Here is an 18,993-nt window from a genome sequence, read left to right on the forward strand (position 1 = left end):
CGGGCCGGTTCAGCCGGCGCCGTGCCCCGCACTATCGACCAGATCCTGCACGACCTTCTCGAACCAGGCGGTAACGCCGTCCAGCTCGATGTCGGAGAACGGGTCGATCGGCAGTTGCCGCAGATAGAACACGAGCCCGGTGGAAATCATCGCGATCTGGAGCGCGCGTGCGCGCGCTTCCTCGCCGCCCAACCAGTTGGCGAGCCCGCGGACGCTTTTTTCCTCGAACACGCTGGCGGCGATCGCGGCGGCTTCGGGATCGCCTGAAGCGAGCGCGATCATCAGTGGCGGGCGGATCGCATTCTCCGGATCGAGCAGCGCGCGCGCGAGGTCCGCGCCGAAGGTCTCGCGCTTGCCGGCGATGGCGGCGGCGACGGGCATCGAGGCCTCCAGCGCCGCGCGGAACAGCCCGGCCTTCGAACCATAGTAGCGCAGAACGAGGGTGGAACTCGTTCCCGCGCGCGTCGCGATCTCGCGGATGCCGGCATGGGAATAGCCCAGTTCCGAGAAAACGACCTGGGCCACCGAAAGGATCCGGGCCTTGGTCGCATCGGCATCACGCCTGCGAACGGTCTCTTCGTCAATCATAGTCGCGCTCGCTTTTGCCGAATCCGGAATTCCTGGCAAGATCAGTGTCGCATGATCGACGCGTCCAGTGGTCATTTGTTGTAGTTTCGCTGTGGCTTGTCGCAAGTCAGGACATCATGAGAAATCCCGATAACTGTCCGGATTGACAGGACGCGCGCGCTGTTGTGTCGACGTGCGACGACCCTGGGCCGCAACCGAACAGATAGGGCAAAACCCGCAATGATGGCACGCAAGGCTGATGATCTCTGGACCGCGAGGCTGAAAGGCTTCCTCGACGATTGCGTTCGCAGCACGGTCGATGATGAGGGCGAGCGCATGGCGGAAGCCGCGTCCCTGTTTCTTGCCGAGAACCGTGGGCAGGGCGGCAGTCAGGCCTGGGCCGCGGCCGGATCGATCGACCGGCTTCTTTCGAACGGCGCGCCGGTCGATGCGGCGATCTCGCTGATGGGAGAGGGCGTCTCGTTCATGCTGTCGAGGGGAGGAGGCGGAACCTGCCTCGCGACGATCGTCGTGGTCGAGGGATCGGAAGAGGTCGTCGCCGAAGGCGCCACCCCCGCGCTCGCACTAATCGGTGCCTATGCCGCGGCCCTCCTCGCCGAGGGCGGCGGCGACAGTCGTTCGCTGGCCCCGGCGCACCCGAGCGGGCGCGTCCACTGACAGACCGCGCCCCGCGGGGCTGCCGGCCTCGTTCGGAAAAAGGGGGCGACCGGCGCGCGATCCTTTGCGGGAGGAGAATAGGGCGCCGGTCGCCAGAAAGCCGTCGAGCCGGCCTGCCCGGTTGGGAGGAGGGGCTGGAAGCCGCGAGCGCGGGACGGTTCGAGCGGTGTCGGTACCGGGCGCGGGCTCGGCACCGACAGACATCGAATAGCCGCTCCCGGCTGAAGCCGGCGTAAGCGTGTCCTACCGGTTTACCACTGGATCGCCCGGAAGGTCGTCTCAACCACCTGCCGGCCGGCCCGCGCCACCTGTCAGCTTACCATCGAGGCTTCGATGGCGATGCGGATCGCTTCGGAGGTGTGCCGCGCGCCGAGCTTGTTGAGCATGTTCGCGCGGTGGATCTCGACCGTGCGCGGGCTGATCGAGAGTTTCTCGCCGATGAGACGGTTCGACAGGCCGCTGGCGACGCCGCTCAGCACTTCACGCTCACGCCGGGTCAGCCCCTCGACGCGCGCGCGGGCCATCACTTCGCGCAGTTTGGCATTGCCGAAGGTCTCTGCCCGGTTCGCCGCCTGGGCGAGCGTCGTGGCGAGCGTTTCGGCGTCCATCGGCCAGGCAATGTAGTCGATCGCGCCCTGGAGCACCGCCTCGACCACACGATGGGTCGTGGGCTCCTCGCTGAAGGCGATAACCGGAAACCATTCGCCGTGCTCGGCCATGCGCTCGACCAGATCGGAGACCGATCCTTCGGTGTCATGCAGCAGGATGACGCCCGATCGCAGCCAGGCCGCGCTGATCTCGGAAATGTTTTCGAACGGTTCGACGTGGATGCTGCTGGCGGACAATGCGTGGCTGATCGCGGCGCGGCGCCGCATTTCGCTGTCGATCAGGATGATGTTCGAGACGGGATCCATGGACGTACCTTCCCAAAGGTTTTTTACCTAGGGGCTTTGTCGCAGGGAAATGCCCGGATCGCGCGCGACACCTCGTCCGTTTTCGATCGTTCACTTGAGTGGGATGGCGCAAAAGCGCGGATTCTGGCGGCTTTTCCCGAGCCGTTTCGGTTGCAGAAGGGATTTAGCCCACGCGCAGCGCCTGCCCGATTTCCTCGAAATCGCGTCGCACGTTGGCGATGCGATCGGGCTTGAACGTGATGGCGCTGTCGAGCACTTCGCGCCGCGCGCTCTCGTAAAGCTGGCGCAGGGCCTCGGCAATGCCCTGCTCGCCCGAGACGCCGAGTTGAAGCGCGGTGATCGAGGTCAGCGCGCGGGTGAGCGAACGGCTCTTCAGCGCGTTGTCGCCGGTCTCGTGCGCGTGAATCGCGGTCCCGAGCGAGCCCACCAGGTGCTCGTAGCACAGATGGACGAGTTCGGCGGCGTTGGCGCCGCACACGCGTGCGTCGAAGTCGACGCGGCGGTAGGCTTCGTGCGGGGAGAGCTTGGCGAGCATGTCAGTTGTCCGACTTGTTCCAGATCGCGATCTGGTTCTGGAGGAAGGTCAGCGTCGACTTCGATTGGCCGATGCGGACTTCGGAGGTGGTGAAGCGCGAGGCGAGGTTGGCGCGCAGCGTTTCCTGTTTCTCGGCGAGTTCGGTCTGGTCGGTGGCGACCTGCTGCAACTGCTTGGTGTAGCGGCTGATCGACCCGCCGAGCGAGTTGGTATTGGTGGTGCTCGAGGCGCTGCGGTAGATCTTGTCGACCGTCGCGTAAACACCGTAGAGCCCGTTGGTGAACATCGCCGCGACGCCTTCCGGGTCCTTGGCGATGGTGTCGGCAAGGCGCGCCTTGTCGAGTGTGTAGGTCCCGTCGCGCTGCGTCGAGATGCCCAGGTCGGCGAGCGTGCGCGCCGCGCCGGTGGCGTTGGGCATGACCACGCTGCCGGCAAGCTGCGACATCGCGCGCTTGAGCGCGCGCGCGCCGGGATCGGTGCGCAGTTCGCCGCCGAGCGGATCAGTCGCGGTGTTGAGCTCGCCCATGATCTCGTTGAGCGCGGCGGTAAGGTCGCTCATGGCCTCGGTGATGACCGAGGAGGGATCGGAGAAGCTCACCGTCGTCGGCGAACCGATGTTGGTCGCGGTGAGATTGAGTTTCACGCCGGGGATCGCTTCGGAAACGGTGTTCGAGGTGCCGGTCATCTCCAGCCCGTCGACCTTGAAGGCCGAGTTGACGGCGGTGGAAAGCAGTTGTCCTGTCGTCGAGGAAGGGTTCCAGGCCAGATTAGCAAGCCCGGGATCGGCCACGTCCTCGCTCGCTTCGAGAATGAAGCCGTTGGCGGCGCCGTCCTTGCCCTTGAGCACGAGCTGCGCGCCGTCCACGGTCTGCGCGACGTAGGCCGAAACGCCCGCGTTTGCGCCGTTGATCGCGCTCGCGACATCGGCCAGCGTGGCGCCGGCCGCCACGGTGATGCCGACCGCCGCATGGCTGGTATCCTCGGTGAAACCGCCGCTCGCGATTGTGCCGAAGCGCAGCGTCAGCGTGCCCGAGCCGACCGTATCGGTGGCCGCCGGATAGGCGGGTAGCGCCAGCGTCTGCGCCTTGGCGAGCTGGGTCACTTCGAGCGAATAGCTGCCCTTGGGCTGGCGCGTGCCGGTGAGACCGGCGCTCGCGACCGAGGCATTGGCCACGCTCGGCTGCGCCGAGAGATCGCCGACGCGCACCCGGTCGCCAAGCGAGCTGGAGAGGCCGTAGAGCATCGACTTGATGTTCGAGGCCGCCGAAATCCGCGCGTCGAGCGTTTCGGACTTCGCCACGAGCCGGTCGTTGCGCGCCGCGAACTGCGCGGTCGCCAGGTCGTTCGCCAGCGAGAGCATGTCGATGCCGCTGCCACCGCCGAGCGCGGTGACGAGCGAACTGGTGGTTGTCGAGCTGGTGGTGACCATGACTTTGAGAACGGTTCCGTGGCGGGGCTCTTAAGGGCGGATCAGGCGCCGGTTTCGATCTGTCCGTCGGCGTCGAAGCGCAGCGTGACGGGCACCTGCACTTGCGGGGCGGCGGGCGTCTCGCCGCGCTTCAGCGCGAGCACGAAGGCGAGGATCGAGGCGACCGCGACGTAGAGTTCCTCGCGGATCATCTGCTTTTCGCGCGTGGTGTAGAACACCGAACGCGCCAGCGCGGGATATTCGAGCGTCGGCAGCGCATATTCGCGCGCCAGTTCGCGCATCGCCAGCGCCTTCTCGCCCCGTCCCTTGGCGACGACGATCGGCGCTGGCGCCTTGGCGGGATCGTAGGCCAGCGCGACCGAGAAGTGCGTCGGGTTGGTGATCACGAACTGCGCTTCCTGCATCGCCGGGACGAGCCCGCCCATCGCGATCTTGCGCTGGCGCTCGCGCACCGCCGCCTTCTTCTCGGGCGAGCCTTCGGAATCCTTGTGCTCGTCGCGCAGTTCCTGGTGCGACATCTTGAGGCGGCCGAGGCGGCGAATCCACTGCACCGGCAGATCGACGAAGGCGATCAGGAAGAGTCCCGCGGAGAGCGCGAAGAACAGCACAATCACCGCGTCCCAACCCGCCGCGAGCTGGCCCGCCAGGTCGCCGCGGCCCAGCTTGACCATCTGCGGCACCTGGATGCTCGCCCAGACCGTGGCGATCGTGCCGAGCAGCGTCACCTTGAGCAGGCCCTTGCCCATCTCGATCCAGCCGTTGGGGCCGAACATCCGCTTGAGCCCGCTCGCCGGATTCATCCGGTTGCCCTTGAAAGCGAGGTTGCCGCCCACCCAGCGGCCGTCGCCGAAACCGAGCTGCGAGACCAGCGACACGCCGATCACCGCGAAGCCGAGCACCGCGACCGGCGGCAGCACCACGAGCAGCGCGGCCACCAGCATGTCGCCCGGCTGGAAGCTCTCGACCACGCCCCGGTCGAACGAGAAGGCCGAACGCAAGCTCTCGCGCAGCAGCGTGAACAGCCAGGGTCCGGCGATCAGCAGCCAGGTCGCGCCAACCAGCGTCGCACCTGCGGTGGCCAGTTCGCGCGAGCGCAGGACGTCGCCCTTCTTGGCGGCATCCTGCTTGCGCTTGGGTGTTGGCGCATGGGTCTTTTCGCCGGATGTCTCGCTCATGGCGCGAGCAGGTCCGAAGCGGCGCCGACTCCGGCCGCGATCAGCTCGCTCACCTGGTCGGTGAGGACGGGCGCCGAGACGATCAGCGCGGCGATGCCGGCGAGTACGCCCGCCGGCAGGCCGAGCGCGAAGAGATTGAGCGCGGGGGCCGAGCGGCTGACGATGCCCGTCACCATCTGCACCACCAGCAGGATCAGCGAGACGGGCAGCGCGATCATCACCGCCGTGGCGAACGTCGTCGAGGCGAAGGCGGGAACCTGCGCGAACTTCTCGGCGCCCAGCCAGGTCGCGCCCGGCGGGAACACGCGGTAGCTTTCGACCACCAGAGCCAGCCACTGCAAGTGCGCGCCGAGCGCGAGGAACATCAGCGTCACCACCACCGCGAAGTACTGGCCGAGCGCGGGCGACTGCGTCCCCGAATTGGGATCGACCGCGGTCGCCATGCTCATCCCCATGCCGCCGCCGATGATCTCGGCGGCGATGACGGGCGCGGTGAAGGCGAGCTGCAGCACGAAGCCCATCGGCAGGCCGACCAGCACTTCGCCCGCGACGATCACCAGCCCCTGCACCGAGAACAGGTTGGCGGGCGCGGCGACCGGGGTCCAGGCGCAGACCATCACCGCGATCGCGCCGGCGACCATCACCCGCACCTGCGGCGGCACCGCGGCGGTGCCGAACAGCGGCGCGGCGACGACGGCGGCGCCGATCCGCGTCATCACGAAGACGAGGCGCCAGAACTCGGCCTCGAGTGCACCAAAACCGAAATCGAGCTGGTTCACTTCGAGATCACGGCGATCTGGGCGAAGATCTGCTGGGTGAAATCGCCCACGAGCGCCATCATCGAGCTGCCGAACAGCACGAGGACCAGCGCGGTCACGGCGAGCTTGGGCACAAAAGTCAGCGTCTGCTCGTTGACCGAGGTCGCCGCCTGGATCACGCCGACGGCGAGACCCACCGCGAGCGAGGCGAGCAGGATCGGCGCGGCGACCAGCGCGGTCGTCCACAGCATCCGGTCGGCGAGCGAGAGCAGGTCGGTAATGTCTTCCATGGGATCTACCCGAAGCTCGCAGCGAGCGAGCCCATCAGCAGCGCCCAGCCGTCGACGAGAACGAAAAGCAGCAATTTGAACGGGAGCGAGACGATCATCGGGCTCATCATCATCATGCCCAGGCTCATCAGCACGGAAGAGACGACGAGGTCGATCACGAGGAACGGCAGGAACAGCATGAAGCCGATCTGGAACGCGGTCTTTAGCTCGCTGGTGACGAAGGCGGGCAGCAGGATCGAGAAGGGGATCTCCTCGCCCGAGCGGAACCTCGGCGCGTTCGCCATCTGCGCGAACATCGTCAGGTCGCGTTCGCGCGTCTGGCGCACCATGAACTTGTGGAATTCCTGCCCGGCATTGGCGATCGCCTGCTCGGCGTTCATCGTGCCGTTCGAATAGGGCACGATCGCGCGCGCGTTCACCTGCTCGAGCGTGGGCGCCATGACGAACAGCGAAAGGAACAGCGAAAGGCCGATCAGCACCTGGTTGGGCGGCGACTGTTGCAGCCCCAGCGCCTGCCGCAGGATCGCCAGGACGACGAGGATGCGGGTGAAGCTGGTCATCATCAGGATCAGGCTGGGCAGGATCGTGAGCAGACCCATGACCAGCAAAAGCTGGAGCGACAGGCTCAGACCCGGACCCTCGCCCGGGCTGAGCGAGGAGAACGCGCGGTCGAGCGCGCCCGGGATCGCGGCGGGCGCACCGGCGGGCGCTGGCGGGACCTGTGCCTGCGCCCAGGCCACCGCCGGCAGCAGCAGCGCAGGTATCGCCGCGACGGTCGCGATCAGCCGTTTCACGCCTCGATCTCCTTGGTGCGCGCGGGCGCTTCGGCGAGCCGCGTCAGCCCGTTGCGCGAGGCGGAAACAAGGATCTCGCGCCCGTGGAACTCGATCACCGCGAGTTTGAGCGTGGGCGAGAGCATCGTCGTTTCCACCACGCGCACGCTCCGCGCGGTCGAACCGTTGGCGCCGCGCGTCTGCATCTTCTGCATGAGCCTGAGCGAACCCCAGGCCAGCGCCGCGATCAGCGGCAGCAGGACCAGCAGCTTGATGATGTACCACGTCATCGGTGGATCAGGCCTTGTTCGCCGCGTCGAGGATGGCGGCGATCTCGTCGATCTCAGCCTCGACCTCGGGCGTGGCTTCGGGTTCCGGGGCGGCGAGCGGCGCGGCGGCGGTCGAGGCGCGCTCCTCGCCCGGATCGAGCATCTCGACGATGCGCAGGCCGAAACGGCCGTTCTGCGCCACGACCTCGCCGCGCGCGACGACCTTGCCGTTGACCAGCACGTCGAGCAGTTCGTCGGTGAGCTTGTCGAGCACGATGATGCTGTCCTCGCCGAGCGAGAGCACGTCCTTCAGCCGCATGTCGGTGCGGCCGAGCTCGACCGAGAGGCGAACCTCGATGTCGCGCAGAAATTCGAAGCCGCGGGGATGCAGGCTCATGGTCGTTTCCTTTCTACTGGAAAGCTTGAGTGAGACGGACCGCGACGCGGTCGTCGAGTTCGCCGACGCTGCCCGCCGCGATCGTGCGCCCGCCGGCACGCAGCGGCACGGTGCGCGCCACCGGAACCGGGATCACGTCGCCGGGCTTGAGATCGACGAGCTTGGAAAAACCGATCTTCATGTCGACGAGCACGGCGGTCAGCGTCACCGGAAGCGAGGCGAAGGGCTCGCTGCGCGGATCGGCGGGCGCGCCGGCGGTGGCGACGAGGGCCGGCTGGACCCGGCCCGAAAGCGCGCGCGCGAGCGCATCGTGCGGAAACGCGAGCGAGAGCATCCACGGCTCGCAGCCGTCTTCCTCGACCACGAGGACGAGCTGCATCATCGCCTCCTTGTCGTCCCACAGGCCGAGCCGGGCGAGCTTGGTGCTGCGCTTGACGGGCCGGACGGGAACGTCGCCGCCGAGCGTCTGCGACAGCGCCGCGCCGACGGTCTCCTCGAGCCGCGCGATCAGCAGCTCGGCCGAGAGCGGAAAGCTCGTCGGCAGTGCGGCGGGGGTCTGGCCAGTGCCTCCGAACGCGCGATCGACCAGCCGGAAGACCGGCGCCGCGTCGAACGTTACCAGCATCTGCGCCGCTTCGTCGCCGCCGATGGCGAGCACCCCGTGCGAGGCGAGCGCGGCGGCCTCGGCGGCGATCGTCGCCATCGTGCAGTCGCGCGGCATGCCCTTGCTGATCTTGGGCGGCTCGCCGCCCGCGAGCCGGGCGAGGCCCGAGGCCCGAGGCCAGCGCCGGTGCCAGACGTTCGGCCAGCGTACCGAGCGCCGGGCCGAGTTCGCCCGGCGTCGGGCCGCCGCCGACCAATTCGGGGCAGTGCTTGGCCGCGCCTCGTGCGGCGGGGGAAGGGGGACGTGTCGCCACGGTGGACCTACTGGATGATGAAGGTGCGGAAATAGACCGCGTCGATGCCGCCGAAGCCTTCGTGCTCGGTCAGGACGTGGTTGATCGCGGCGGTGAGGCGCTTTTGCAGACGATCCTTGCCTTCGACCGTGTAGACGTCGTTCTCGGGAGTATCCGCGAGCACGGTCAGCAGCGCCGAACGGATCGCCAGTTCGTGCTGCTTGAGCCACATCAGCACGCGGCCGTCGCGGCGCGTCGAAGCGGCAAGCCCGATCTGGATCAGCGCGTCCGAATCCTTGAGGTTCGAGGTGAACTCGTCGCCGAAGGTGTAGTAGGCGGTGCGGTATTCGCTGCCGCCCTCGCCGTAGACTTCCTCGCCGCCTTCTTCCTCGCCTTCGCCCTTGACGGCATAGGGATCTTCCTCGCCCTTGCGGATCAGCTTGGGCTTGTCGTCCTCCTTCTCGGCATGACCGCCGCCGATGACCCCGGCCTGCACCAGGCCGAAGACGCCGCCGCCGCCGACCGCGAGCAGCACCACCGCGCCGATCACGATCATCATCATTCCTTTGCCCTTGGCCTTTTTCGGCGGGGCTTCCTTGTCACTCATCGTTCTACCTCGTTCGATTCAATTCAGGCGTAGATGCCCGGGCGGCCCGGGCGCGCATTGCCTTGCGCGCCGGTCGGAGTTTCGTCGGAGCGATCGGCGGACGTGTCCGCCGCCGCTGGCTGCTGGCGTTCGGCCTGGCTCTGGCGCGCGCGCTGGTCGGCTGCGGGTTCGCCCGAGGCGAACTGCATCGACGCCTGCTGGTTCTGGCCCTGCTGCGGCGACTGCTGCTGTTGCTGCTGCGCCTGCTGCTGGGCGTTCTGTCCGGCGGTCTCGCGGCCCGAGGCGGCGTTGTCGCCCGCCGCCTGCGCGGCGCTGGCGGCGGCGAGCACCGCGGGCGCGAGCGCCGGGTCGGTGCCCGCGACGGTCACCGAGACTCTCGCGTCGTCGGCGCGGAATTGTAGCGAGACCTGGCCGAACTCGGCGTGATTGATGGCCGTCTTGACCAGACCCGGGCTGGCGGCCTCACGCGCTTCGGCGAGACGGCCGACGAGCGTTTCGAAGTCCTGCGGACCCGCCAGGTCGGTGCTCGCCGTGGTGCTGACGACCGAGGGGTCGACCCCGCTGGCGACGCGCGGCGGCGCGGCGAAGGCGACGGTGGCGGGCATGGTCGGAAGCTCGATGCGGGCGGGGGCGGCGCTGTCCGTCTCGCCAGGCCGGCGCGGCGTATCGGCCGTCGCGGCGGGCGTGGTGCGCGGGCCGGGCGCATCGCCGGCCTGCGGTGCCTGCGCTGCCGGCTCGACCGCTACGGCAGGTGCGGCGGGGACCGTGGGCTCGGCTCGCCGGGCGGCGCCGGCCGGTTGCGCGGGCGGGGCGACGCGTGCGGCGAGCGCCACCGCCGCCGGAACGAGCGGGTCCTTGGCCGCAGGCTGAGTCGGCTGCGCAGGACTGCTGGACGGCTGGAGCGAAGCGGCGGGCGCGGACTGCGCGGCGATGGTCTGGGTGGCCGCCGGATCCGTGGCCGGCGGCGTCAGCGCCTGCTGCGCGGCGGCCAGCGTCATCGGATCGAGCGAAGCGGAGGGCGCGGCGGTCGCCGCCGGACCCTTGCCTGGAACGGCGATGCGCACGAGCGGAACCGCCGCCGGGGCGGACGCGGTTCCGGTGGTCGACCCGGCAGCGACCGTCCCGGGGCCGACCGGCGTGTTCGCCAGGGCAGGCGCGATCGCCGCAAGCGATGCGATCTGCGGCGCGTCGCTGACGGGCTCGTCCGCCGAAACGGCATCGTCCGGCTGCGGTGTCGCCGGTTCCTCGTGCTCGGCTGCATCCGCGTTCGCGTCGCTGTGCTTGCCGACGATCCGGGTCAGCGACTGGGCGAGGTCGACCGCCGTGAGCTTCGCGGACTCGGCGTGCGGCAATTCCGGCAGGGCGGCAAGCGCGGCAGCGGCATCCGGCAAGACTTTGCCGTCCGGGCTGCCGGCTTGCGCCGCCGCTTCGGGGGCGAGGGCCACGCTCGACATCGCCGGAGCGGGCGCGGCAGCGGCCCGAGCGGCACCGGCAGGTTGCGCGAGAGTGGAAAGAACATCAAGAAAAGCAAGCCCTTGCGCCGGATCGCCGGCGGGCGTCGTTGCCTGTCCGGCCAGTGTCGGAAGCCCGGCGGCCGTGGACTGGGACTGGATCGCTTGCATTGTCGTTCGAAACCTCGCGTTACCTGTGCGCGAGTCTATTCAAGCTCCGTGCCAATCGTCCGGCGACTGCCGAGGGCAGGGTTTTGCGCGGCCTTGGCGATCATTCGCGCCTGAAGGTCGGCGCGCTCCTGGATCGCGGCGCGGCGACGCTCGCTCTGCGCAAGCTGCTCCAGCCGGGCATCGGCGACCGAGCGCGCGCGCATGGCATCGTTGTCGGTGTTGCGCGAGATCGCGTGCAAGCCGCTGACGAAGCGGCCGAGGTGCACGAGGCTCGCCCCGTCGGCGACTTCGCGCCGCGAAGCGTAGTCGGCGGCCATGCTGCGCGTGCGCTCGCTCAGCGCCTGCAACTGCTTGAGCGTGCTTTCGGCCTCGGCGGCTTCGAGCGCGGCGGCCTGCTTCGCGATCTCGCGCAGCTTCTCGAGCCGCCGGAGGCGCGTGAGACGCTGCTTCATCCCAGCAGCGCGGAAAGCTGGGCGGCGCTTGCGTCGAGATCGACGAGTTCGTCCGCCTCCTGCCGCAGGAAGGCGGTGAGTTGGTCGTGCATGGCGATCGCCTTGTCGAGCTGGACGTCGGCGCCGGCGCGATAGGCCCCCATCAGCACGAGGTCCCGGTTCGCTTCGTAGCTCGCGGTCAGCGCGCGAAAGGCGCGCGCGAGCTTCTGGTGCGCGGGCGGGACGATGTCGTTCATCACCCGGCTCAGCGAGGCGCCGATGTCGATCGCGGGATACTGGCCGCGCTGCGCGAGTTCGCGCGAGAGCACGACGTGCCCGTCGAGGATCGAGCGCGCGGTGTCGACCACCGGGTCGTCCTGGTTGTCGCCGTCCGCGAGCACGGTGTAGAGCCCGGTGATCGAGCCGCCGCTGGCGGCCGAATTTCCGGCGCGCTCGACCAGCTTGGTGATCGTCGCCAGTGCCGAGGGCGGATAGCCGCGCGCCGCGCCGGGCTCGCCGAGCAGCAGGCCGATCTCGCGCGCGGCGTGGGCGACGCGGGTCAGGCTGTCGAGGATCAGGAGGACGCGCTTGCCGGCGGCGCGGAAGTGCTCGGCCATCGCCGTCGCCAGCATCGCGCCGCGCAGCCGCAGGTTCGGAGCATGGTCGGCGGGAACCGCGACGATCACGGTCCTGTCGCGCTTTTCCTCGCTCATGTGGCGCTCGACGAAGTCGGAGACCTCGCGCGCGCGTTCGCCGATCAGGCCGACGACGATGATATCGGCGCTCGCGCCACGCGCGATCATGTCCATCAGCACCGACTTGCCGACGCCCGATCCGGCCATCACGCCGATGCGCTGGCCCACGCCGAAAGTGGTGAGCGCGTTGAGCGCGCGCACGCCGGTATCGAAGCGCTGCCGCACCGGGCTGCGGTCGAGCGCGGATGCGCGCACCCCGCCCGAGGGCCATTCGCCGCGCGCGTGGATCGGCGGGCCGCCGTCGATCGGCAGGCCCTCGCCGTCGACTGCGCGGCCGAGGAAGGCCTCGCCCACCGGCACCATGCCGGGCCGCCCCTCGGGCCAGACTCGCGCGCCGGGGCGCAGCAGCACCGAATCGCCGAGCAGCATCATCAGCGTGCGGCCGTTGCGAAAGCCGATCACTTCGGCCGCGAGCGTGGAGAGCCCGTGCCCGATCCGGCAGATCGCGCCGACCGGCACCGACAGGCCGCTCACTTCGAGCATGCCGCCGTCGCAAGCGGCGACCTTGCCGTAACGGTGCGGCGCGAGATCGACCGGCTCGGCGGCGAGATCGGCGAGAAGCGGTTCCCAGAGCCTGAGCATGCCGGTCAGACCTTGTGGAGCGCTTCGGCGATCGCCCGACGCCAGGTGGCGGGGCCGTCCTCGATGCCGCCGTTGGTGCCCTCGACACGGATCGCGCCGCGATCGAGCGTGGGATCGGGTTCGATCGTCCAGTGCTTCGCAAGGCGCGTCGAGACCAGTTCGAGGTCTTCTGGATGGAGCCGGATCACGCGCTCGTCATCGGCGCGCGCGAGCATCGAGGCGGCCTTCTCCACGCGGCACACGAGCATGTTCATGTCGAGCGCGAGCGGCGCGATCGCCTGTTCGCACAAGGCGGCGACGGTCTCGCGCAGGCGCATGCGCAGCTCTTCCTCGAGCTGGCGGTCGATGCGCTCGAACGACAAGGTCAGCGCCTCGCGCGCGACGGCATCCTCCTCGGCCTTGCTGTGCGCTTCGGCCCGGGCCTGGTCGACGCCGGCGGAAAACCCTTCGGTGAAAGCCATCGCGACCGGATCGGGCGATGCGGCCTCGTCGGCCCCGGCGGCTTCTTCGGGCGCTTCGTCGAGTTCGGGAATCTCGGGTTCCTCCTCGACGACCTCGGGCGCATCGTCGAAGCGGGCATCGCTGCGGAAGCCGCCGTGCTTCGCGAGGGCGGAGAGCCAGCCGTTCGCGGCGGCCTCTTCCGGCCGGGCGCCGGGCTGGAGCATGGGCTTGAACAAGCTCATGTCAGACATAGTCGTCATCCCCCGAGCCGAACACGATCGTACCCTCGGCGGCCAGACGGCGCGCGGCGGCGACGACGCGCTTCTGCGCCTCGACCACGTCGGCGAGCTTGACGCGCCCGCGCGCCGCGATCTCGTCCTTCACGCCGTCGGCGGCGCGGCTCGACATCGCGCGGAAGAAGACGTTGCGCTCGTCCTCGGCGATGCCCTTGAGCGAGTCGATCAGGGTATCGTTGTCGATTTCGCGCAGCAGCGCGCCCATCGCCTGGGGGTCGAGCACGAAGAGGTGCTCGAACTTGAACATCTCGTCCTCGATCCTCTTGGCGAGCGCCTTGTCCATCTTTCCGATCTCGGAAATGACCCGCTTCTCGAGGACCTTGCCGACCCCGTTGATGATCCCCGCCGCTTCGCGCGCACCGCCCATCTCGAAGGGCGTCTGTCCGTGCTGTTCGGAGATCCTGCGGGTCAGCAGATCCTCGAGCATGGCGATCGCACCCTGCGACACCGGGCCGAGCGTGGCGATGCGATGGACGATCTGCGACTGCTCGCTTTCGGGCAGGGCGTGGAGCACCGCCGCCGCGACTTCGGGATCGAGCTGGACCAGCAGCACCGCGAGCGCCTGGGGATGTTCGCCCTTGACCAGCGGCACCAGCGCCTCGGGGGTAAGCCAGCGGGCGAGTTCGATCGGCGAGGACCTGGGCGGCTCGGGCAGGATGCGGCGCATCAGGTTCTCGGCCTTCACGTCACCCACCGCGCGCGCCATCTTCGAATGGACCTGGCCGATCCGGTCGTGCGCCTGCAGCCCGAGGTTCTCGGTCTTCTCGACGAAGCCGGCGATGGCGCCCGCGATGACCTCGGGGCCGATCTCGCCGAGTGCGCACATCTTCTCGCCAAGCAGGCGCAGTTCGCCGGGTTCGAGCTCGGCAAGGATGCGAGCGGCCTGATCGTCTTCGAGGACCATGACCATGATCGCCGCCTGCTCGGCCGGGTCGAACAGTTTCATATCGGTCACGCGGCCTTCTCCTTCTCGGCCTCATCGGGCTGCTGGTTCAGCATCTGGCGCAGCGCATGGACCGAGGCTTCGGGCCTTTCGGTCATGAGTTGCTGCGCGCGACCGACCTGGTGAGTCAGGAGCTGCGCGCGCGTCGCCTGCGGCTCGGTTTCGGCATCTGCCGGAGCCTCCGCGTCGCCGGCCGGCCTGCTGCCGCCGTCTTCGCCGGCGCTCTCGCTCTGCGCGACGTCGACTTCATCTTCGTCGTCGTTTTCGGCGCCTTTTGCCTTGCGGCCCTTCTTGTCTTTCTTGTCCTTCGCCGCGGGCTTGTCGCCGCGCAGGGCCTTGACCAGCGGGCGCACGCCGAGCAGCAGCACCAGCAGAACCGCGAGCACCGCAGCGCCGTTGCGCACGAGCATAGCGAACCACGAGGTCTCGTAGAACGGGATGGGCTCGTTCGAGACGGGCTCGAAACCGCGCATCATCACCTTGACCTGGTCTCCGCGCTGCGCGTCCATGCCGACTGCGGCGCCGACGAGCGCCTCCAGCTCCTTGAGGTCCTGCGGCTTGGCGCCCTTCATCGCGTCCTTCGACAGCGCGACCGCGACCGAGAGGCGGCGCACGCCACCCGGCGTCTGGTTCGAGACCGAGACCTGCCGGCCCAGCTCGTACGTGCGGCTGGAGCGCGATTCGCCGTTCTGCGGCGGCTGCTGGCCTTGCGGCGGCTGCGTGCCCTGCGGCGGGGCGGGCTGGGCCTGGGTCTGCGGCGGCGGGGTGTTCGCCAGCACGCCGGGGACGCCGACCGCCGGACCCGGACCGGTCGACTGCGACTGCGCCTCGGTCTCGGTGCGCACGACGCCGTCCTTGTCGTAGCTCTCGCGCGCGGAAGTCACTTCATCCATGTCGAGCTCGACCTGGACCTCGCTGGTGAAATTGCCTTCGCCGAGCATCGGCGTGAGCAGCGTGTTCACTTGCCGGCGCAGCTTTTCCTCCATCCGCGCCTGGAGATCGAGCCGGTCGGTGTCGACGCCGCTCGCGGCATCGGACAGCAGACGGCCGTGCTGGTCGGCGACGCGCACCGCGTCGGGGGAGAGCCCCGGCACCGAGGCGGCGACGAGATTGACCACGGCGGCGACCTGGCTGGCCGACAATTGCCGTCCGCGCGCGAGACGCACCATCACCGAGGCGGTGGGCGGCGTGTTCTCGCGCACGAAGACCGATTTCTCGGCCTCGGCAAGGTGGACGCGCACGGCCTCGACGCCATCGATCTCGCGGATCGTCAGCTCGAGGTCGCGCTCGCGCGCGGAACGCAGGCGTTCGCCCTCGAGGTTGCGGCTCGCGCCCATCGGCAGCGAATCGAGCATCGCGTCGCCGCTTTCGGGCGTCGCGAGCGCGCCGTCGGAGGCGACCAGCATCCGCGCGCGATAATAGTCGCCCTCCGCGACGGTGAGCGCGCCGGTGGTGTTGTCGATCGTATAGTCGATCGCCGCCTGGTCGAGCGCGGCGGCGACCCCGGCGCGTTCCGAATCGGCGAGCTGCGCGTAGAGCACGCGCTGCGGCGAGGGCGAGACCGTCTGCCATGCGAGCAGCGCGCCGCCCAGCGCGGCGACGCCGATGAACCAGGGCGCCATGCGCTTGACCGCGGGCTGCGCGGTGAAGGCGCCGAGCCGCACCAGCGGGCTGCCGCCGGCCGGATTGGTGAGCGGTGCCAGTAGCGACGCGGGCCCGGCTCCACCGTCGGCGGCCGTGGCAAGGCCCGTCGCGGGAACGAGATCGGCCATGTGTTAGACCCCCATCCTCATGATGTCCTGGTAAGCGTTCAGGAGCTTGTTGCGCACTTGCAGCGTCGCTTCGAAGGCGATCCCGGCTTCCTGGCGCGCGAGCATCACCTTGGCGACGTCGGTCACTTCGCCCTTCTGGTAGGCATCGCCGATCGCTTCGGCCTTGGCCTGGACGGAATTGACGCCCTGCAACGCGTTTTCGAGCGTATCGGCAAAGCCCTGTGCGGGATTCTGCGGCGAAACCGCGCCCGCTGCCGGAGCCGCCTGACCGGCCGCCTGTGGCCCGTGGAGGTCCTGCAGGAGCCGATTTCGCTCTATGATCTGCTGGCGCAGCGCGATGATCTGCTGGACGTTGCCCGCGCCACCGCCGCCGATGCCCGAAATTCCGCTCATTACCGTGCGCCCGCGGCGCGACGGCCGATCTCGATGCCGGCCTCACGGAAGGAGGCGAGGCGATAGCGCAGCGTGCGTTCGGAGATGCCGAGTTCGCGCGCGGCGGCCACGCGGCTGCCGCCGCAGGCGTCGAGCGTTTCCATGATGAAGCGCGCTTCGGAAAGCTGGACCACGCTCGAGAGCTTGCGTTTGCCCGTCGCCGGCGCGTCCTCGGCTTCGCCGGTGGCGCTGACGAGGCGGGCGGGCGTGTCGAACACGATCGATTCGGGCGTGATCGCCGCGTTGCCGCAGGCGAGCAGCAGCGCGCGCCGCACGACGTTTTCCAGCTCGCGCACGTTGCCCGGCCACTGGTGCAGCTTGAGCATCGCCAGCGCGGCTTCGCTGAAGCAGGGCACCGCGCCGGTCTCTGCCGAGTGGCGCAGCGCCATGGCGAACGCGAGCGGAGCGATGTCGTCGGGGCGCTCGCGCAAGGGACGCAACGTGAGCGGGAAGACATTGAGGCGATAGTAAAGGTCGGCGCGGAAGCGGCCTTCGGCGACTTCGAGCGGCAGGTCGCGGTTGGCGCAGGCGATCACCCGCACGTCGATCTTGATCGGCTGGGTCGCGCCGATCGGCACGACTTCCTGCTCCTGCAGCGCGCGCAGCAGCTTGGCCTGGAGCGGCAGCGGCATCTCGGCGATCTCGTCGAGCAACAGCGTGCCGCCGTCGGCGGCGCGCATGAAGCCTTCGCTTTCGGCGGTCGCGCCGGTGAAGGAGCCCTTGCGGTGGCCGAACAGCATGGCCTCGAGCATCGATTCGGGCATCGCCGCGCAGTTGACCGCGACGAAGGGGCCGTCGCGGCGCGAGCTGCGCGCATGGATGAAGCGGCTGAGCACTTCCTTGCCGGTGCCGGTCGGACCGTTGATCAGAACCGGGATGTCACTTTTGGCGATGCGCTCGGCGAGCGCCATCACCGAGAGGCTCTCGGGGTCGGCGGCGATCGGCTCGTCCGGTCCCGCCATGGCCGCGATCGCCATCGCCAGCGATTTCTCACCGACCGGGTCTGCGTAGGTCACCCGCGTGCGCAGCTTGCCTTCCTTGAGAATGGCGCTCGTCGAACCGCGCTCGAGCACGATGGCCCGCGAGCGCGGCGTGCCCTGACGGTCGTCCTGCGAATCGCGCAGATCGATCGCGGCGCAGTCGAAAAGCGAGTTCGCGATGCTCGCGACGCGCTGCGCGAGTGGGCCGTGACGGCGGGAAACCATCTCCGCGATGGCAAGTTCGGACATTTTTCGAGACCCCCAAGAATTAACCATTCCTTGTCGGGCTCTATTTGCGCGCGGAACGTCCAATCGTTCGGAAATTTAAGTCCTAGTAACCATCCCTAGTTTTGCGCCTTTTCGAGGACCAACCGGCAAACCGGGCGGCAGGGTTTTGCCGGTTCGGGCTTAAACTTTGCCGGTTGCGGCCGCTCTTGGGCCTGGCAGCTCGGTCGGATGGTCCGGCTAGCTGGCCCGGTAGATCGGGACACCCTACGGGAGTTTGCAAATGTCTGTTATCAATACCAACATCAGTGCCATCAAGGCGTCGAATGCGTCGAATACGGCGAACAAGATGCTCGGCACCGCGATGGAGCGCCTGTCGACCGGCAAGCGCATCAACTCCGCCAAGGACGACGCGGCCGGCCTCGCCATCGCCACCACCATGACCGCGCAGGTCAAGGGCATGAGCCAGGGCATCCGCAACGCCAACGACGGCATCTCGCTCGCTCAGACGGCGGAAGGCGCGCTCTCGGAAGTCTCGAACATGATGCAGCGTGTTCGCGAACTGGCTGTGCAGTCCTCGTCGGGCACCTACCAGGCTTCCGACCGCACCGCGATGCAGTCCGAAGTCACCGCGCTGACCGAGCAGATCAGCGACGTCCTCACCGACACGAAGTTCAACGGCAACGCGCTGTTCTCGACCACCGCGGGCACGGACGTCACCTTCGACATCCAGACCGGCGCCAACTCGGGTGAGACGATCACGCTGACCTCGACCGCGATCGATGGCACCAACATGGACGCCACCGCGCTCGACGTGACCACCGCCGCGCTCGCCAGCACGACGATCGACAACGTCGACCTCGCGCTCGCCGACGTCAACGCCACGCGCGCCTCGCTCGGTGCCGGCCAGAACCGCCTCGAATCGGCGGTCAACAACCTGACCAACAACGTCACCAACCTGTCGGACGCGCGTTCGCGGATCGAAGACGCCGACTACTCGTCGGAGACGACCTCGATGGCTAAGGCCCAGATCCTGTCGCAGGCCTCGACCGCGATGATCGCCCAGGCCAACCAGAGCCAGCAGAACGTGCTCTCGCTGCTGCGTTAAAAAGAGCAAGACGACCCCCGCCTGCCGCGCGCAGGCACCGGGCCCGGCGGTGCTTCCCCAGCCGCCGGGCCCCTCTTCGTTCGCCGCGGGCGGGAGACGGCACCGTCGCAATCGCCGT

Annotated in this window: 22 protein-coding genes; 2 read left to right on the forward strand and 20 right to left on the reverse strand. The window is 68.7% G+C overall.

Features of this window, described 5'->3' with window-relative positions; translation table 11 throughout:
• Nucleotides 1-9: 9 nt before the first annotated feature.
• Nucleotides 10-588: a TetR/AcrR family transcriptional regulator gene (locus tag B2G71_RS01410; protein ID WP_168176213.1), complete on the reverse strand. Its 579-nt coding sequence runs from the start codon at nt 586-588 to the stop codon at nt 10-12.
• A 219-nt stretch (nt 589-807) separates the two neighbouring features.
• Here B2G71_RS01410 and B2G71_RS01415 point away from each other — a divergent pair, with 219 nt between their 5' ends.
• Nucleotides 808-1,245: a hypothetical protein gene (locus B2G71_RS01415; RefSeq protein WP_098103976.1), complete on the forward strand. Its 438-nt coding sequence runs from the start codon at nt 808-810 to the stop codon at nt 1,243-1,245.
• Nucleotides 1,246-1,556: 311 nt separating this feature from the next.
• Here the strand turns inward: B2G71_RS01415 and B2G71_RS01420 are convergent, their stop codons facing one another.
• The 19 genes from B2G71_RS01420 to B2G71_RS01510 all read right to left on the reverse strand — a co-directional run bounded on the left by B2G71_RS01420 (nt 1,557) and on the right by B2G71_RS01510 (nt 17,791).
• Complete coding sequence (locus B2G71_RS01420; RefSeq protein ID WP_098103977.1) at nt 1,557-2,159, reverse strand: LuxR C-terminal-related transcriptional regulator; 603 nt, start codon at nt 2,157-2,159, stop codon at nt 1,557-1,559.
• A 163-nt stretch (nt 2,160-2,322) separates the two neighbouring features.
• Nucleotides 2,323-2,694 carry a flagellar protein FliS gene (locus tag B2G71_RS01425; RefSeq protein ID WP_098103978.1) on the reverse strand — a complete coding sequence of 124 codons (372 nt, stop codon included), beginning with the start codon at nt 2,692-2,694 and terminating at the stop codon, nt 2,323-2,325.
• A gap of 1 nt (nt 2,695) precedes the next feature.
• Nucleotides 2,696-4,123 carry a flagellar filament capping protein FliD gene (gene fliD, locus B2G71_RS01430; RefSeq protein ID WP_098103979.1) on the reverse strand — a complete coding sequence of 476 codons (1,428 nt, stop codon included), beginning with the start codon at nt 4,121-4,123 and terminating at the stop codon, nt 2,696-2,698.
• Nucleotides 4,124-4,164: 41 nt separating this feature from the next.
• The gene (locus B2G71_RS01435) at nt 4,165-5,298 is read right to left on the reverse strand and encodes a flagellar type III secretion system protein FlhB (protein ID WP_098103980.1); all 1,134 of its coding nucleotides are present in this window, start codon (nt 5,296-5,298) and stop codon (nt 4,165-4,167) included.
• Nucleotides 5,295-6,077, reverse strand: coding sequence for a flagellar biosynthetic protein FliR (gene fliR / locus B2G71_RS01440; RefSeq protein ID WP_098103981.1), 783 nt, complete (start codon nt 6,075-6,077; stop codon nt 5,295-5,297). Before fliR ends, B2G71_RS01435 begins: the two co-directional genes overlap by 4 nt.
• Nucleotides 6,074-6,346, reverse strand: coding sequence for a flagellar biosynthetic protein FliQ (locus tag B2G71_RS01445; RefSeq protein WP_098103982.1), 273 nt, complete (start codon nt 6,344-6,346; stop codon nt 6,074-6,076). The genes fliR and B2G71_RS01445 overlap by 4 nt, the downstream gene beginning before the upstream one ends.
• A 5-nt stretch (nt 6,347-6,351) precedes the next feature.
• Nucleotides 6,352-7,140 carry a flagellar type III secretion system pore protein FliP gene (fliP, locus tag B2G71_RS01450; protein WP_098103983.1) on the reverse strand — a complete coding sequence of 263 codons (789 nt, stop codon included), beginning with the start codon at nt 7,138-7,140 and terminating at the stop codon, nt 6,352-6,354.
• Nucleotides 7,137-7,409, reverse strand: a complete 273-nt coding sequence (locus B2G71_RS01455; protein ID WP_098103984.1) for a flagellar biosynthetic protein FliO — start codon at nt 7,407-7,409, stop codon at nt 7,137-7,139. The genes fliP and B2G71_RS01455 overlap by 4 nt, the downstream gene beginning before the upstream one ends.
• Before the next feature lie 7 nt (nt 7,410-7,416).
• A complete protein-coding gene (fliN, locus tag B2G71_RS01460) occupies nt 7,417-7,785 on the reverse strand; it encodes a flagellar motor switch protein FliN (RefSeq protein WP_098103985.1) in 369 nt (122 codons plus the stop codon).
• Between the two features lie 13 nt (nt 7,786-7,798).
• Complete coding sequence (locus B2G71_RS01465; protein WP_240529947.1) at nt 7,799-8,506, reverse strand: flagellar motor switch protein FliM; 708 nt, start codon at nt 8,504-8,506, stop codon at nt 7,799-7,801.
• A 203-nt stretch (nt 8,507-8,709) separates the two neighbouring features.
• Nucleotides 8,710-9,288, reverse strand: coding sequence for a flagellar basal body-associated FliL family protein (locus B2G71_RS01470; protein WP_098103986.1), 579 nt, complete (start codon nt 9,286-9,288; stop codon nt 8,710-8,712).
• Between the two features lie 23 nt (nt 9,289-9,311).
• On the reverse strand, nt 9,312-10,733 hold the full coding sequence (locus tag B2G71_RS01475) for a hypothetical protein (protein ID WP_141521460.1): 1,422 nt from the start codon (nt 10,731-10,733) through the stop codon (nt 9,312-9,314).
• A 212-nt stretch (nt 10,734-10,945) separates the two neighbouring features.
• Nucleotides 10,946-11,362 carry a hypothetical protein gene (locus B2G71_RS01480; RefSeq protein WP_098103988.1) on the reverse strand — a complete coding sequence of 139 codons (417 nt, stop codon included), beginning with the start codon at nt 11,360-11,362 and terminating at the stop codon, nt 10,946-10,948.
• Nucleotides 11,359-12,678: a FliI/YscN family ATPase gene (locus tag B2G71_RS01485; protein ID WP_098103989.1), complete on the reverse strand. Its 1,320-nt coding sequence runs from the start codon at nt 12,676-12,678 to the stop codon at nt 11,359-11,361. Before B2G71_RS01485 ends, B2G71_RS01480 begins: the two co-directional genes overlap by 4 nt.
• Nucleotides 12,679-12,683: 5 nt before the next feature.
• The gene (locus tag B2G71_RS01490) at nt 12,684-13,370 is read right to left on the reverse strand and encodes a FliH/SctL family protein (RefSeq protein WP_240529948.1); all 687 of its coding nucleotides are present in this window, start codon (nt 13,368-13,370) and stop codon (nt 12,684-12,686) included.
• A complete protein-coding gene (locus B2G71_RS01495) occupies nt 13,363-14,361 on the reverse strand; it encodes a FliG C-terminal domain-containing protein (protein WP_240529990.1) in 999 nt (332 codons plus the stop codon). Before B2G71_RS01495 ends, B2G71_RS01490 begins: the two co-directional genes overlap by 8 nt.
• A 5-nt stretch (nt 14,362-14,366) precedes the next feature.
• Nucleotides 14,367-16,130 carry a flagellar basal-body MS-ring/collar protein FliF gene (fliF, locus tag B2G71_RS01500; protein WP_098103991.1) on the reverse strand — a complete coding sequence of 588 codons (1,764 nt, stop codon included), beginning with the start codon at nt 16,128-16,130 and terminating at the stop codon, nt 14,367-14,369.
• A gap of 3 nt (nt 16,131-16,133) precedes the next feature.
• Complete coding sequence (gene fliE, locus B2G71_RS01505) at nt 16,134-16,523, reverse strand: flagellar hook-basal body complex protein FliE (RefSeq protein ID WP_098103992.1); 390 nt, start codon at nt 16,521-16,523, stop codon at nt 16,134-16,136.
• On the reverse strand, nt 16,523-17,791 hold the full coding sequence (locus B2G71_RS01510; protein ID WP_098103993.1) for a sigma 54-interacting transcriptional regulator: 1,269 nt from the start codon (nt 17,789-17,791) through the stop codon (nt 16,523-16,525). The genes fliE and B2G71_RS01510 overlap by 1 nt, the downstream gene beginning before the upstream one ends.
• Before the next feature lie 259 nt (nt 17,792-18,050).
• On the opposite strand from B2G71_RS01510, the gene B2G71_RS01515 reads away from it, so the two are divergent.
• Nucleotides 18,051-18,875 (forward strand): flagellin, encoded by an 825-nt coding sequence (locus tag B2G71_RS01515; RefSeq protein ID WP_098103994.1) that lies wholly within the window; start codon nt 18,051-18,053, stop codon nt 18,873-18,875.
• Nucleotides 18,876-18,993 lie beyond the last annotated feature (118 nt).

The sequence above is a fragment of the Novosphingobium sp. PC22D genome (assembly GCF_002556635.1).
Classification (GTDB): domain Bacteria; phylum Pseudomonadota; class Alphaproteobacteria; order Sphingomonadales; family Sphingomonadaceae; genus Novosphingobium.